At 40.4% G+C, this 15,491-nt stretch carries 17 protein-coding genes and 1 other annotated feature; of the genes, 1 reads left to right on the top strand and 16 read right to left on the bottom strand.

What is annotated here, in order from left to right; genetic code table 11:
* Positions 1-15 precede the first annotated feature (15 nt).
* From CDZ88_RS11170 to CDZ88_RS11220, 11 genes are all read right to left on the bottom strand, one after another.
* On the bottom strand, positions 16-1,326 hold the full coding sequence (locus CDZ88_RS11170; RefSeq protein WP_100373616.1) for an arsenic transporter: 1,311 nt from the start codon (positions 1,324-1,326) through the stop codon (positions 16-18).
* A gap of 31 nt (positions 1,327-1,357) precedes the next feature.
* Positions 1,358-1,708, bottom strand: coding sequence for an ArsR/SmtB family transcription factor (locus tag CDZ88_RS11175; RefSeq protein ID WP_100373617.1), 351 nt, complete (start codon positions 1,706-1,708; stop codon positions 1,358-1,360).
* Between the two features lie 147 nt (positions 1,709-1,855).
* Positions 1,856-2,590, bottom strand: a complete 735-nt coding sequence (locus tag CDZ88_RS11180; protein WP_100373618.1) for an MBL fold metallo-hydrolase — start codon at positions 2,588-2,590, stop codon at positions 1,856-1,858.
* 73 nt (positions 2,591-2,663) lie between these two features.
* Entirely contained in the window at positions 2,664-3,809 is a 1,146-nt protein-coding gene (locus tag CDZ88_RS11185; protein ID WP_100373619.1) for an amidohydrolase, read from the bottom strand.
* A gap of 169 nt (positions 3,810-3,978) precedes the next feature.
* Positions 3,979-5,601, bottom strand: a complete 1,623-nt coding sequence (locus CDZ88_RS11190; RefSeq protein WP_100373620.1) for a Na/Pi cotransporter family protein — start codon at positions 5,599-5,601, stop codon at positions 3,979-3,981.
* 297 nt (positions 5,602-5,898) lie between these two features.
* Entirely contained in the window at positions 5,899-6,177 is a 279-nt protein-coding gene (gene rpmA, locus CDZ88_RS11195; protein ID WP_100373621.1) for a 50S ribosomal protein L27, read from the bottom strand.
* A gap of 20 nt (positions 6,178-6,197) precedes the next feature.
* Entirely contained in the window at positions 6,198-6,524 is a 327-nt protein-coding gene (locus tag CDZ88_RS11200; RefSeq protein ID WP_100373622.1) for a ribosomal-processing cysteine protease Prp, read from the bottom strand.
* A gap of 9 nt (positions 6,525-6,533) precedes the next feature.
* Positions 6,534-6,842: a 50S ribosomal protein L21 gene (gene rplU / locus CDZ88_RS11205; RefSeq protein WP_100373623.1), complete on the bottom strand. Its 309-nt coding sequence runs from the start codon at positions 6,840-6,842 to the stop codon at positions 6,534-6,536.
* Between the two features lie 12 nt (positions 6,843-6,854).
* Positions 6,855-6,928 (bottom strand) — a sequence feature (ribosomal protein L21 leader region).
* A gap of 75 nt (positions 6,929-7,003) precedes the next feature.
* Entirely contained in the window at positions 7,004-8,512 is a 1,509-nt protein-coding gene (locus tag CDZ88_RS11210) for an Rne/Rng family ribonuclease (protein ID WP_100373624.1), read from the bottom strand.
* Positions 8,513-8,623: 111 nt separating this feature from the next.
* Complete coding sequence (locus CDZ88_RS11215; RefSeq protein ID WP_232718740.1) at positions 8,624-9,469, bottom strand: M50 family metallopeptidase; 846 nt, start codon at positions 9,467-9,469, stop codon at positions 8,624-8,626.
* Between the two features lie 22 nt (positions 9,470-9,491).
* Positions 9,492-10,292, bottom strand: a complete 801-nt coding sequence (locus CDZ88_RS11220; RefSeq protein WP_100373626.1) for a M23 family metallopeptidase — start codon at positions 10,290-10,292, stop codon at positions 9,492-9,494.
* 190 nt (positions 10,293-10,482) lie between these two features.
* Here CDZ88_RS11220 and CDZ88_RS11225 point away from each other — a divergent pair, with 190 nt between their 5' ends.
* Entirely contained in the window at positions 10,483-11,406 is a 924-nt protein-coding gene (locus tag CDZ88_RS11225) for an aldo/keto reductase (RefSeq protein WP_100373627.1), read from the top strand.
* Between the two features lie 266 nt (positions 11,407-11,672).
* Here the strand turns inward: CDZ88_RS11225 and CDZ88_RS11230 are convergent, their stop codons facing one another.
* From CDZ88_RS11230 to mreC, 5 genes are all read right to left on the bottom strand, one after another.
* Entirely contained in the window at positions 11,673-12,185 is a 513-nt protein-coding gene (locus tag CDZ88_RS11230; protein WP_100373628.1) for a MogA/MoaB family molybdenum cofactor biosynthesis protein, read from the bottom strand.
* Between the two features lie 234 nt (positions 12,186-12,419).
* A complete protein-coding gene (gene minD / locus CDZ88_RS11235) occupies positions 12,420-13,214 on the bottom strand; it encodes a septum site-determining protein MinD (protein WP_100373629.1) in 795 nt (264 codons plus the stop codon).
* A gap of 27 nt (positions 13,215-13,241) precedes the next feature.
* Positions 13,242-13,928: a septum site-determining protein MinC gene (gene minC, locus CDZ88_RS11240; protein ID WP_100373630.1), complete on the bottom strand. Its 687-nt coding sequence runs from the start codon at positions 13,926-13,928 to the stop codon at positions 13,242-13,244.
* A gap of 165 nt (positions 13,929-14,093) precedes the next feature.
* Complete coding sequence (mreD, locus tag CDZ88_RS11245) at positions 14,094-14,618, bottom strand: rod shape-determining protein MreD (protein ID WP_100373631.1); 525 nt, start codon at positions 14,616-14,618, stop codon at positions 14,094-14,096.
* On the bottom strand, positions 14,618-15,490 hold the full coding sequence (mreC, locus tag CDZ88_RS11250) for a rod shape-determining protein MreC (protein WP_100373632.1): 873 nt from the start codon (positions 15,488-15,490) through the stop codon (positions 14,618-14,620). Before mreC ends, mreD begins: the two co-directional genes overlap by 1 nt.
* Position 15,491: the final 1 nt, after the last annotated feature.

Raw genomic sequence — 15,491 nt, forward strand, 5'->3', positions numbered from 1 at the left:
TATGTGTAGCAAGCGCTACAGAATTATAATTAGCCAGAGGTATAACCCGACTAAAGTGATAAGCAGAGTTGGCACGGTTAAGATTAAACCGACTTTGAAATAGTATCCCCATGAAATTTTAATACCCTTTTTGGAGAGGACATGTAACCACAATAACGTGGCTAGGGAACCAATTGGTGTGATTTTCGGTCCAAGGTCAGACCCAATTACGTTAGCGTAAATAAGCGCTTCACGCATCGTGTCTGATGTGTTCGTTTCGGAAATCGCAAGCGCATTGATCATTACAGTCGGCATATTGTTCATAATCGACGACAAGATCGCTGCGATGAAGCCCATTGAAATCGTTCCAACGAATAAGCCATGCTCTGTTGTCGACTGAATGAATCCGGCTAATAAGCTTGTTAAACCTACATTTTGCAATCCATAGACGACGACATACATACCAATTGAGAAAACAACAATCGCCCAAGGAGCATTTTTAATAATGCCTGCAGAACTTAAGCTAGGGTTTTCTGCACTCATAATTCGGAAGATGATATAGAATATAAATGCAATTGGCATCGCAACAAATGAAACAGGTACATGAATAAACTCACTGACAAAGTAACCAATTAATAATACCGCTAAAATGTACCAAGATAGCTTAAAGAGTCTTTGATCTTTAATCGCTTCGACTGGCATTTTCAATTGCGACATATCATAGCGAAGAGGGATATCTTTTCTAAAGAACAGATACAACACAAGTATACTTGCGCCTAAAGCAAAGAAGTTCGGCACAACCATGCGTGTTGCGTATTCAACAAACCCAATTCCAAAGAAGTCAGCTGAAACGATGTTAACTAAGTTACTTACTAAAAATGGAAGAGATGTTGAATCAGCAATAAATCCACTTGCCATTATAAACGGCAAAATCATAGCTTCCTTAAAATGAAGCGCCCTAACCATTGCTAGTACGATAGGTGTTAAAATTAATGCTGCACCGTCGTTAGCAAATAAAGCTGCTACAACTGCTCCTAATAATGAAACATACAGGAACATCTTTAATCCATTCCCGTTTGCAAAGCGCGCCATATGTAAGGCGGACCATTCAAAAAACCCAATCTCGTCTAAAATTAATGAAATAATAATAATGGCCACGAAGGTTAATGTCGCATTCCATACAATTCCTGTCACTGTTACTACGTCACCAAAGTCCACCACTCCAACTAATAAGGCTAGTATTGCACCAATTGAAGCTGACCAACCAATCGATAATCCTTTCGGTTGCCAAATGACGAGTACGAGTGTAAACAAGAAAATCAATGACGCTACTATCACAGATGTCATAGTTCCCCACACTCTCTCTAGTTATTTTCAGTTACTCACAGCATACTCTTAAACCACGTTGTTCAAGTTCAATCAACTTTGCCTGTTGATTAGGCAAATGATCAAGAAGAGTTTTAACCATTGGGTATGCCTGATGCTCTCTATTTACACAGAAGAAGATCCACTGACCACGTCTTTGTTCGACGACCAATCCTACATCTCGAAGTTTTCTTAGGTGTTGGCTTACAGATGGCTGACTCATTTGAAAAAGTTCTACGAATTCACATACACAGCATTCCGCTTCTTCCATTAAAGCCATCATCGTTAAACGAGTCTTGTCACCAAGTAATTTCAATACCTTGGCTGCCTCTTCCACTTCGATATATGTCTTTATTTCCCCCATTTCACTTCAACCCTTTCCTTGTTCACTTCCATAGTATATAAGCATATACTTATATACGCAACTCTATTTTTTAGATCTTTACATGATCTTAACATTTCTCTACCAAAAAAAGCTAAGAATCGAATGATACGACTCTTAGCCTGCAATTTAGAGTTCAATCGTTAATCCAGTCCTTGCTAACAATACTTCCCCTTCGTAACTTTGCTTGATCTCCTCTTTTAATTGTTCATGCTCTCCATGATGAGGCAAATGTGAGATCATCACTTGATCAACCGCTGAGCTGTTCGCAAGCTTCGCAACATCCTCACTGTTCATATGGCCGAATCTAGCGACTTGATCTCCTCTATAGCCACTGCATTCAGCAATGAGTAGATCGCTTCCCTTTGTAAACTCTGCTAGTTGCTCAAAATAACTAGAATCCCCCGTGTACACAAGCGTTTTCTTTTCACACGTCACTTTCATCGCAAAACATGGAACAGGATGCTTCGTACGTTGAAACGTGAACGTAAATGGACCAATTTTGAGGGGGTGGTCTTCTTTGTAGGCAGAAGATTGAACAAACCCTTTGTATGTAAGCTTAGAAAATGACTCACTGTCTTCTTGATGACCATAAATGGTCAATGGTTTTGTATTTTTACCCATACTTTCATTAATAATACGTGCATATTGAAGGGGTCCAACATCGGCAAAGTGATCATGATGATAATGGGATAAAACAAGTCCATCAAGTTCCGTCACATCACAGTAATTCCCTAAGTTAGACAACACGCCACTTCCGCAATCAAGTAAGACCTTTGTCTCTCCATGCTCTACCAAATAACCTGAAGTCGCTTCATTCTTTTCGGGGTACGCATGCCAAAAACCTACTACCGTCACCTTCATATTTAAATCTCCTTCCAACCAATTCTTCTTTTACATGTAATACTCTAAAAGAAAAAGCTCGCAAATGCGTGCTTTATTCCTCTTCATATACAATCTTCCCATTAATATAGGTTTGTACTACATGAGCATGCACATCAAATGGATGCTTAGACCATATCACAAAATCAGCATCCTTCCCTGGCTCAATAGATCCCACTTGTTCTTCGATTCCAAGATGTTTAGCTGCTGTGAGAGTAATCGATTGAAACGCCAACTCTTCAGATAAGCCATGTTTCACAGCTGTTGCTGCAGAAGTGAGTAGGTGATCAATGGTGACAACTGGATGATCAGTAGTAATTGAAAAAGGAATGTTGTGTTTATCTAGTTCCTGTAACGTATGCCAGCCCTTATCACGTAACTCAATTTTTGTGCGTGACGTCATCGTAGGACCAACCGATACACGGAGGTTATGTTTTGCTAAATAATCCGCAATCAAATGACCTTCTGTGCAATGTTCAATCGTCGCCTCAACGTTAAATTCCTTCAATAAACGTAAAATCGTAACGATGTCATCAGCGCGGTGAGCATGGATACGAAAAGGAATTTCGCGACGAAGAACTTTTGTTAATTGCTCCATGCCGAGATCTCGTCTCTTTAATGACCCTTCTTCTTGCTCTTTCATATAATCTTGTGCTTTCATTAACTGACTGCGAAACACAGCTGCAATCCCCATTCTTGTAAGGGGTTCTCTACCTTTATCTCCATGCACACGTTTCGGATTTTCACCAAATGCCGCCTTCATTCCTGATGGAGACTTGACAATCATTTCATCGACAACGGTCCCTTTTGTCTTGATAATTGACATTTCTCCACCAATGACATTTGCACTTCCTGGCATAATTTGCACCGTCGTGACACCAGCCATTCTAGCATCTTCAAATCCTTGGTCAAATGGATTAATCGCATCAATCGCTCGCACATGTGGCGTTGCTGCGGCTGTTGTCTCATTAAAATCATGACCAGCTTGGGCAATCCCTTCTTCATACACACCTAGATGGGTATGCACATCAATCAACCCAGGTGTGATGTACATACCTTGTAGATCTATCACCTCTGCACTAGACGGAATATGTAAGTCTTGTCCGACATCGACGACTTTCCCTTCACTAATAAAAACTTGTCCCGCTTTTATTGTTTCTCCTGTACCTGTTATAACCGTTGCACCTATGTAAGCTTTCATATCTATTCACCATCCTTGATTATTTCGTTACTCTAATAATACTGAATACTTTAACTATACAGGTATTTCTGCGATCTAGCTACCTCTAGTCATTGTTAGTTGATTAGTCTTTTTACTATCTGATCAAAAAAAACGACCAGCCCTTCATTCAGGCTAGTCGTTTTTAGTATTAGTCTTCTCCAATGACTACTTCAGCGATATTCACTGCATGATCACCAATACGTTCTAGGTTACTGACCATGTCGACGTAAATCACACCCGCTGCACCAGTACATTTGTTATCATTCAAGCGCATTATATGTTTCTTACGAAGATCTCGTTCCATTTTATCAATTTTTTCTTCTTTTAATAAAACAGCGTTTGCTTCTTCAATATCGCCAGTATCCAATGCTTTGACTGCTTGTCTTAATGTCGATAACGTTAAATCAAACATTTCATCTAAATCAGTGATAGCCAATTCAGAGAACTTCACTTTATTAATGACCTGATACTCTACAAGTTCCATAATGTTTTCCATATGGTCCCCTATACGCTCTATATCACGAATCGTATTTAGTAAAGTAGAGTGGGTCTTTGAATCTTCATCCGTTAATGAATGGGATGAAACTTGAATTAAGTAATCGGTAATTTTTTTATCTAAATTGTTAATTGCATCTTCATATTGCGGAATGAGTTCTCGATGCTTTTTACCTTGAGTCTTAAAATACATACTTACTTCTTCAATTCCCTTTTCAGACAGCTCGGCCATACGCAAAACTTCTTTCTTACCTTGACCAAGAGCAATCGATGGTGATTGACGAATAAACCTGTCATCTAAATACTGTGCTTTGTATTCAATCGCTGAATCTTGACCAGGGATGATCTTAATAACGATCCAAGCTAACACTGCCACAAACGGCAATTGAATCAATGCATTTGACACATTAAAAATACCATGGGCAAAAGCAATCGTCATTTCTGGATTCAGGTTAAGACTGCTTTGGAAATACTCAATTAAAGCTGTAAATGGTCTAAGTAAAATCAATACAATCGTTGTACCTACCAAATTGAAAATAACATGCGTTAATGCGGCACGCTTCGCTGCAATTGAAGCACCAATTGCTGCCAGTACAGCTGTAATCGTTGTACCAATATTATCACCAAATAATACTGGTAAGGCTGCGTCTAACTCCATAGCCCCTTGACCAAATAGTGTTTGCAATAAACCGATTGCCGCTGATGAACTTTGAACAGCCACGGTAAAGATTGTCCCAATAGCAACACCTAACAACGGGTTTTCACTCATGCTAACTGTTAAGTCTGCAAAAGCTTGAAGGTCACGTAACGGACGCATTCCATCACCCATAAAGTTTAATCCTAAGAACAACGCACCAAAACCGAAGGCAACTTGTCCGTAATTATTCACTTTGTGATTTTTAAAGAAGAAGATTAAAAATGTTCCTAATGCCATAATCGGTAAGGCATAGGCTGAGATTTTAATCCCGATGATGAAGGCCGTAACCGTCGTACCAATATTGGCCCCAATGATAACACCAATTGCTTGCTTTAGTGTCATAAATCCAGCATTAACAAGACCAATCGTTAATACGGTCGTTCCAGTACTTGTTTGTAGTAGTACCGTAACAAAAATCCCCGCAAACACACCCATTACCGGGTTTGTTGTGAAACGGTCTAGCAGGTCACGTAATCCGTCTCCTGCTACTTTTTGAAGGCCATCCCCTAAGTATTTAATCCCAAATAGGAAGATACCTAGTCCTCCAAAAAACAGAAACAATAGCTCTTGTAAATCCATTCTTACATCCCCTTTAGTTGTCGACAGTTTTCAACAAAATGACTCATCCCTTGACCTATATTAAGAAAATGTGAAGAAAAAGTAAACACTTATTAATATTAATTTTTTGTAAAGGTAATGTAAAGAAGAAACCTTCCATACTTTTCACCTAGTTTCTACTAGTAGCTTTCCCTTAAAAATGTACTTTTTATGCTCTTTTTCCTTTCACTCTTGTTTCTTCTATCGACAAAACCTACTATGTAAATACACACAAAAAACCCTTACTAAGTTTTATCAACTAGTAAGGGTTTCTTTCCATTATGCAGGGTATACGCTCACTTGTTTGCGATCGCGACCTACACGCTCATACTTAACAACACCGTCTACTTTCGCAAATAGTGTATCATCTCCGCCTTTACCTACGTTTACGCCAGGGTAAACACGTGTGCCGCGTTGACGAACTAGGATAGATCCACCAGTAACAGATTGACCATCAGCACGCTTAGCGCCTAGACGCTTTGAACGAGAGTCACGACCATTCTTTGTACTACCTACCCCTTTTTTCGATGCGAAAAATTGAAGGTTCATTTTTAACATGGAATTCACCTCCTGGATGTTTACTTGATTTCAATATACGCACTGTACTCTTCAGCCATTGATTGAAGTGATACAACCATCCCTTCAAGGAGGAGCTGGACTTTCTCAAATGTCATGTCATCCAAACCAGTTGGTACATGACAACGAAGGAATCCACCTTCCTCTTCCATGTCTACATCAAGCTCTACACTGCATAAAGCAGCAATTGCATTGACAGATCCAAAAGAAATAGCTGAAGCTCCAGCACAAACGAGATCATGACCATGCGGACCGGAGTCAGCATGTCCACTCATCGTGAAAGACTTGATTGTTTGATTGGCATTACGTTTCACAAGAACTGTAATCATCCATTCACCTTAAGCGTTGATCTTGTCGATCACGACTTTAGTGTAAGGTTGACGATGACCTTGTTTACGACGGTAGTTTTTCTTAGCCTTCATCTTATAAACGATGATTTTCTTGTTACGGCCGTGTTTTTCAACTTTACCTGTAACTGTAGCGCCCTCTACTAAAGGAGCACCTACTTTCACATCGTCTCCACCGATCATTAGAACATTGTCAAAGCTAACAACTTCACCAGCTTCGATATCTAATTTCTCAATGTAGATTTCTTGACCTTCTTGAACCTTGATTTGCTTTCCACCAGTTTCAATAATTGCGTACATACTTGCACCTCCTCATATACTCAGACTCGCCATTATAGGTAAGGCAAATGCCTTTTAAAACCTACTCTGCGCGGTTGTAGTTGTTTGGGTGCGACCAAATAACTAACAAAGGCTATTTTACCACAGAAAAATTCACCATGTCAATTGCAACTTTTGTTTGACTAGTCTTTTTTCTTCAAGCGCTCCAGTTGAGATGTCGCTTCTTCTATGCTGCCCATATAACGAATTGCAAATGACTCTTCAGACATCTGTTTATTCGGGCTTAAGAAAATTCGGAAACCTACTTCTTCTTCTAACTGTTTTAATAAGTCTCCTTTTGCCCCAGCTAAAACCGTTGTCACCGTAGAAGGCAATTCAATTAGTAGTGCTTCATGATCCATCCCACGGTATTCATAAATCATTCGTTCAATCTTATACGCTTGAGCCTCATCAGATAAGACTGTTCCTTGCTCCTTACAGGTTGGGCATGGTTTCGACAAACTCGCCTGAAGGGATTGTCTCACTTTTTTACGGGTCATTTCAACAAGACCTAAACCCGTTATGCCAAGGACATTGGTTTTCGTTCGGTCAAACTTTAAGCTCCGATTGAATACATCTAACACCTGCCGGCGATCTTGTTCTCGTTTCATATCAATAAAATCAATAATGATAATTCCAGACGTATCACGAAGCCTCAATTGCCTTGCAATTTCTTTTGCTGCTTCTAAATTTGTTTTAAATACCGTATCGTGCAAATCTGTTTTTCCGGTAAATTTGCCTGTATTAACATCAACCACTGTTAACGCCTCGGTTTGGTCGATGATCAAATACGCCCCGTTTTTTAACCAAATTTGACGACGAAGAGCTTTCTCTAATTCTTTATCGACACCGTAAGTTGAGAAGACATTTTCTTTGTCTACGTGTAGTGTTACTTTCTCTGTTGCAGAAGGGTAAGGAGCTAACAGAGACTTTAATAATTGATGATCTTCTGCATTATCAATAACCACTTCATCTAGTTGATCAAGAGAAAAATCCAACATCATTCTCTCGATTAAGCTAGACCCTTGATGAATAAGAGCTGGTGCTTTTTGTTCTTTGCCTTCTCGCCATACTCGTTCCCAACTCGTTCTGAGGAAATGAAGATCTTGTTCGATGACGGCTGGGCTTGCCCCTTCACTGACGGTGCGAATAATCATTCCTTCGCTCCCTTGCAATAAGCCCTCGCCAATCGTTCGCCAATTTTCTCGTTCATCATCTGTTCCCATTCGCCTAGAAACACCTACATAGCCACCTTCTGGCATGTATACCGTATACTTACCGGGAAGGGAGACCAAACCTGAGAGCCGTGGTCCTTTTTGACCGAATCCCTCTTTTGTGACTTGAACGAGTATTTCTTGACCGTTTGTCACAAACTCGGTAATGCTTCGTTGTTTTTTATCTTCTTCCGCTTCGTCTGATAAATGAAATGACAATAAGTCATCTCGATACAGGAAGCCATTTTTATCGCGGCCTATATCGACAAATGCGGCTTGCATTCCTGGCAACACATTCACGACACGTCCTATGTATACATTCCCGACAATTCGGTTTTCTGTTGGTCTTTCTACCATCAATTCTACGACTCGATGATTCTCGACAATCGCTGCACGTCTTTCTCTTGTTGCGGTATTAAAATAGATTTTTCTATTCAATTGCAACCCTCCTCTAGCCTTTACGCCCCTTTATTGTACCCTATCTCCCTCCATCATGCAGTGATAACACAAAAAGAGAGTACTCATCTTAATCAAGATGAAAACCCTCTTTTATTTTGTCATCGGTAGCTCGCAAAATGTCAGCTGCCAACTCTTTTTTTCCACCAACGCATCAATTACTTCTTTTTCGTCTATCGTCATTCTTCTTTGAGTTGCAGGGTCTTTAAAGTGGAACTGATGATGACACCCTCTATATAACTGCTTCGTCCCGTCTCTAAGCAATGTATTGGCTGCGACCGCGACGGATTTTCTGCGATCACTATTCCATTCATTTGAAAAAGCTAATTGCCTGCCTATTAGAAAACGCATCATCCTGAAGTGACGCTGCTTCCATTCTAAATAGTGGACAATGAGAAGAAATGTTAAGACAACCCACAAGTTTAGATGCACTGGCAACAAGACCACACTCATGATCATTATAAAAAGTAGAAGTCCAAAAGAGGTGACCAAAGATTTTCTTAAGGCCTGGTGAAACGAATACTTCCACATAAATGCTAGTTGCATCAGTCTCCCACCGTCTAAAGGAAGAATTGGCACTAAGTTGATTAGTAGGATGGTCATATTATGATAGACAAATAATTCGTGATTGGCCTCTGACCAAAAAGAAGTTTGGACGAAAAGAAACGACAAAGCCAGCATCCATACATGTTGAAACGGACCAGCTAAAACGACGATGAGCTCTTCTTTAATCGGTCGATTCCCACTGTCCTCCACTTCTGCCACCCCGCCGAATGGGAGGAGTTCGATCTTATGAATGGTCCACTTAAAATAATGGGCGGCCCATGCGTGTCCAAGTTCATGAATCAACACGACCATAAACACAAGCAACACTTCACGAAAATAACCCGTGACGACCCCAATTCCTATCACGAACCAAAAGAACGGATTAATCTTCATTTTTTTCAACAAAAACCAAAGGCTACTCAAATGAAATCACGTCACTCGGATCAATATAGTGATCCCCTTGTTTTAAAGCAAAATAATAAACTCCTCTCCCTTCATCTGTTGTAGAAACCGTACCAATGGGATGACCAGCTTGAATATGGTCATACATATTTACTTCAATATCATCTAGCAACCCATAAATGGATTCTGTTCCATCGTAATGTTGAACGACAACGGCCTTACCTATTTCTTCTGCTCCATCTAAAGCACCGACTGTGATCACATAGCCACCTTTAGCCGCCTCAACACGAATGATCTCCCCCGTCTCGATGTAAATCCCTCGTCCGTTTTGTTCAAACCCTTCGCTAATCTGTCCTGAAGCAGGCACTGCGTAAGCCATCTCCACTTCCGGCTCGCCTTCATTTAGATCACCTAATGCGACGTCATTTCTTTCTGGTAACAGGGCAAGCGGACGTCCGAATTGACTTTCATACCAATGAGCAACTGTGGCAAATTGAAACTCTTGCTCGTAAGACTGTTTAACAAACTGACGAACTCCTTCAAATTGCGGCGCCCCTGTTTTAAACATGATCGCAATGACTAAGAAAATACATACCGCTAGCATCGCTCGAATGAGGAAAAAATCTTGTCCGGCTTTAAGTGGTGTACTTCCTTTCAACTGACTTGGATCGACATAATAATCAGGTTCTTCTCTCGCCTCTTCATGGCGCTGAACAAGCATCGGTGCACTGCGTTCACGTTGTTTTACATTCCCTTGAATATCTCTCCGTCTTGATTCCAATCGTTTCCGAACTTTTTTTAGATCTTTTGACATGATTCATTCCACCTTTATTCGTGAACTTGTTACAATCACTATATGACTTGTCCGTATTCGTTATGACAGAATCGAACAGTGAGTAACGCCAGATCACGATAATGGTTAAAACCACCCGATCTTGGGAAAAGGTAAACTATGTTAAAACGTTAATTACTGAATGATTCATACAAATAAAGGAGAGGTTTTTATGAGAAAACGAAAAATTGGAGATTCTGATCTTGAAGTAAGTGAATTAGCTCTTGGCTGCATGTCCCTTGGAACCGATCAAAACTATGCCATTCAAATCATCGATGCAGCACTTGATTCAGGGATTAATTATTTTGATACGGCTGACCTTTACGATAAAGGCTTGAACGAACAATTCGTTGGGAATGCAATCAAGCATCGACGACAAGACTTAGTCCTTGCTACAAAAGCCGGGAATCGGTTTGAAGTAGGGAAAGAAGGCTGGGAGTGGGACCCATCTAAAAAACATATAAAAGATGCGGTAGAAGACAGTCTCACACGTCTTCAGACCGATTATATTGACTTATATCAGTTGCACGGGGGAACGATCGAAGACAATATGGATGAAACGATTGAAGCTTTTGAAGAATTAAAGCAAGAAGGTCTCATCAGATACTATGGAATTTCATCGATTCGTCCAAACGTCATTTCTGAATTTGTTAAAAAGTCTTCTGCTATTAGTGTCATGATGCAGTATAGTTTATTAGATCGTCGTCCTGAAGAATGGTTTGACTTACTTGATCATCATAATGTTTCTGTTGTGGCACGTGGCCCTTTAGCGAAAGGTCTGTTAACGAGGCGTCCGCTAAATGCTGCCTCTGAAAAAATCCAGTCAGAAGGTTACCTCGATTACTCATACGCTGAGTTAAAAGCCTTGCATGATGAATTAACAAATCATACGGAGCTTACTCGTCCGTTGTCTGAACTTGCCCTTCATTATTGCCTAGCTCATCCTACCGTCTCAGCTGTCGTCACAGGAGCGAGTAGCATTGAACAACTACAGGAAAACATAGAGGCCGTCAGCACACCATCTCTAACAGACGATCAAGTAGAATGGTTGAAACATTCGACCAAAAATTCAACCTACTTCGAGCACCGCCCATAACGACAAAGAAAAGGCTAAGACAAAAGTGTTATAACCAATAAGAATCCTAACAAATAATAAAAAGTGCAATCAAGCCGCTCCTGAAATATACTTCGCACCCGCGAGGAAGCTGGTGAGCCTCCTCGTGCTCCGCACTGTGGGGTCTCACCGTTGCTTTTCATCCCGCAGGAGTCTACGTATATTTCATCCGCTAAGTTTGTGCACTATTCGGATTCTCAGTTATACACTTTCTTAATGTCCTAGCCTCTTCTTTTTTTTTCAATCATTTAACGATATTGCAAAATTTCTCGCATGACGTGACCTAGTTCTGGAATGATAATACGGTCCATCGCAAGCTTGATTGCTCCTGTTTTTCCTGGCATCGAGAAGATTGGTTTCCCATCTCTCACTCCTGCAATCGCACGACTTAAAATCGCAGCTGTCCCTACGTCTTCAACAAAGCTTAGATAACGGAAAATCTCACCAAAGCCAGGCATTTCTTTATCTAGGCTATCACGAACGGCTTCATACGTCGTATCTTGTAGCGCAATACCTGTTCCACCATTGATCAAAATGGCATCGATATCCGCGCGGCTCGCTGCTATTTTTAGCCAATGTTGGATTTGACTATATTCATCCCGAACAATTTGATACTCTGCTACACTATGTCCACCCGCTTCTAGTAATTCACGAATTAATGTACCACCTTGGTCCGTGTCGTACTCTTTACTAGCTGATACTGTTAACACCATGCAGCGAACAGCAACCTGTTCTTGTGGGTCTTTTTTTTGTCTAGTCATTCCAATTCCCCCTTGAACGTACCAAAACGTTTTTTATTATAATAGCATAGATTAACTAACGGAAAAGAAAATGCACTCAAATGATGAAAAAAATGTTAAAAAAAGACACTGAACGCGGATGCTCGTACTGACCTCTGCTTATCACCTAGAATAAGCAGAAATCACCGATTAATCTATAAAATCATGTACACAGTGACCATCACATCAAAAAAAACCATCTGATGATCAGATGGTTTAGCGCACGCCAAAAAATTGTTTGATTTTCTTTAAAAAGCCCTTCTCTTCTTCTAGTGACATCAAAGGGACGGTTTCTCCTAAAATGCGTCTTGCAATATTTCGATAGGCAATCGATGCTTTGCTTGTCGTATATAAGGCAATTGGTTCTCCTTTATTGGAGTGCTTAATAACATCATCATCGTCGACAACAATTCCTATTAAATCAATCGCTAGGATGGAAGCAATCTCATCGACATCTAACATTTCGCCATTTTTCATCATATGTCCACGAATACGATTAACAATTAATCTAGGAGCCTCTACCTCTTCTTGTTCTAATAAACCAATAATCCGATCTGCATCACGAACCGCAGACGTTTCTGGTGTAGTGACAACAATGGCTTGGTCTGCACCTGCTACAGCATTTTTAAAGCCTTGCTCAATACCTGCAGGACAATCAATTATTACATAATCATATTCTTGCTTTAATTCGTTAACAATTTCTTTCATCTGCTCAGGCTCAACAGAGTGCTTGTCTTTTGTTTGAGCAGCAGGTAGTAAATATAAGCATTCAAAACGTTTATCTTTAATTAATGCTTGCTTTAATTTACAGCGACCCTCTACCACATCAACTAGGTCATAGATGATACGGTTTTCAAGTCCCATGACAACATCTAAATTACGAAGACCTATATCTGTATCGACTAAACATACTTTTTTTCCTGAAAGCGCAAGGGAAGTCCCGATGTTGGCAGTAGTTGTTGTCTTCCCAACTCCACCTTTACCACTTGTAATTACTATTGCTTCTCCCATGCTCATGACCCCTTTCTATACCACGCGTCATTCACCAATAATTTGTGATTCATTCTTTTGTAGTCTCGGACGATAATGCATTAAATGCTGCACTCTCTCAAAAACAAACCGATTAGAGTCTTCAGAGAGATAAGCACTTTCCATAGGCGTCTCTTTATCCTCTTCATCAAAATGATGAATTTGGTCAGCGATTCTCACTTGAGTAGGGTTCATTAGAGCCGCCGCAACAACTGCAGAATCTTCCCCTTCAAATCCCGCATGAGCGACGCCACGAAGTGATCCCATGACAAAAATGCTCCCAGTGGCCATAACCGTTCCACTTGGGTTTACATCGCCTATTAACAATAAGTCACCACGAACGCGTAAGACTTGACCAGAGCGAACCACTCTCGTTAACGTCACAATTTGTGATTGCTGATGCGCCTTTTCTGCCTCGTCTTTTGAGATGACTTCTGAATGAATCTGTTCAATAGCGAGGTTACGTCCATCTGTGATAATTGTTGTAATTTCATCTACTTGTTTTTTTGTTAAATAGCGGTACCCGATGTTAATATTCACTTTCACATCTGGTTCTCCCGATCGTTGATAGTGCTTAGTGGAGAGCTTTTCTTCTAACTCTAGTAGCAACCCATCATAGGAGCATTGATCATCTAGTAGGAAGATCAATCCATCCTTTGTTCCTTTTATCGTAACATGTTGTTTTTTCTGCGTCATTCAACGTTCACCTCAGACACACGCGCATTTAAAGCCAGTTTCATAGGGTGCTCTCTACTATGAGTCTATAGGCTCAAATCGGTGATTGATAGTTTTATTCAACATGTGAGGGATCAAACCCTCTTTTTACAATTTTAATCTGTGAACTTTTTTTATTTTGTCGATTTATCGTTCACGTAAACTTGAGTGATGTTGAATATGAACACAAAGCTTCTTTATCGGATAAAGCATTAAAATCGCCCATCCTATGTTTAACACAATAGTAGGTAACAATCGTTCAAGCACAAACACTTGTGCTCCCATATCTGTAATGGATATTAAGCGGAACAACCCATACTGATAATACTCAAACAATGCCACCGCCACAAGAGAAAGAATGAGAGGCACGAGAATACTATCTTGAATTTGTTTATAAGAAAGGGCGAACGCATAGCCTACAACGGCGAAACCAAACATATACACGCCTAACAGTTCTGTATAAACCACATCATAAATGAGTCCAAAGCATAGTGCGTAAAGTAAGCCCGTGCTCCGTCCTAAATAAATACCAATTAATACAAGAGAGACTAAAAGAAACCTCGGAACGATAATGTAATTAGCTCCGAGACGTTCTGGTAAGAAGTATTGATACAGACTTCCCTCAATGACTAATGTCAACAACAACAGAGTTGGAAGATACGCACGATACACTAGGATTCCTCCTCTAACAACTCAGGATCAACAGACGTACTTGTCCGTTCAATCACATACACATAGTTGAGAGAGTAGAAGTCAGCAGTTGGTTTAATGTACGCATTTTGAGTGAGCCCGAACTCATCTGGTTCGACTTCAACAATCTCACCTATTAATAGCCCTTCTGGATACACCCCGCCAAGTCCTGATGTCGTTACCATTTGTTCTTCTTCAATTTCCGTATCAAAATCAAGTTTTCTCATAATCAACAATCCGCGGTCTTCATCATATCCCTCAATGAAGCCATTTAACGGTTGGTCCCCGACAACTTTAGCTGATACTCGGTTCGTGCGATCATTATCCGATAATAGTTGAACAAAGGAACTAAACTGACTCGTCCGCTTGACTTTTCCAATCAAACCACCTTCAGAATCAACGAGTGCCATGTTTGGCTCAATGCCATGTTGTGACCCACGATTAATGGCGATAAAATCACTCCACCGATCGGGATTTCTATGAATAACCACAGCAGTTCTCATGACATAATCACTTAAACTTTCTTCTAATTCAATCATCTCACGCAGCGTTTCATTTTCATCACGTAGCAAATTTCGTTCAACAGAGATTTGAGCATATTCTTCAAGCCGTGATTTCAAGAGTTTATTCTCTTCATACACGTTTTGAATGTCAGAAACACTCTCAAAGAAACCCGCTACAGAATGTGCGGGTTTTGAGAACGCTGACTGCACCCATCCAACTGCATCTCTCATAAATTGCTCCGGCGCTGACGTCTTCCCACGATCAGACAAGGAATATCCAATCAACGCCATCAAAATGATAATGCTGACAAGAAGAATAATTAACTTTTTGTTCGAGAAAAAGGATGGCATG

Source organism: Bacillus sp. FJAT-45037 (assembly GCF_002797325.1).
In the GTDB taxonomy this organism is placed as follows: domain Bacteria; phylum Bacillota; class Bacilli; order Bacillales; family Bacillaceae_D; genus Alkalihalophilus.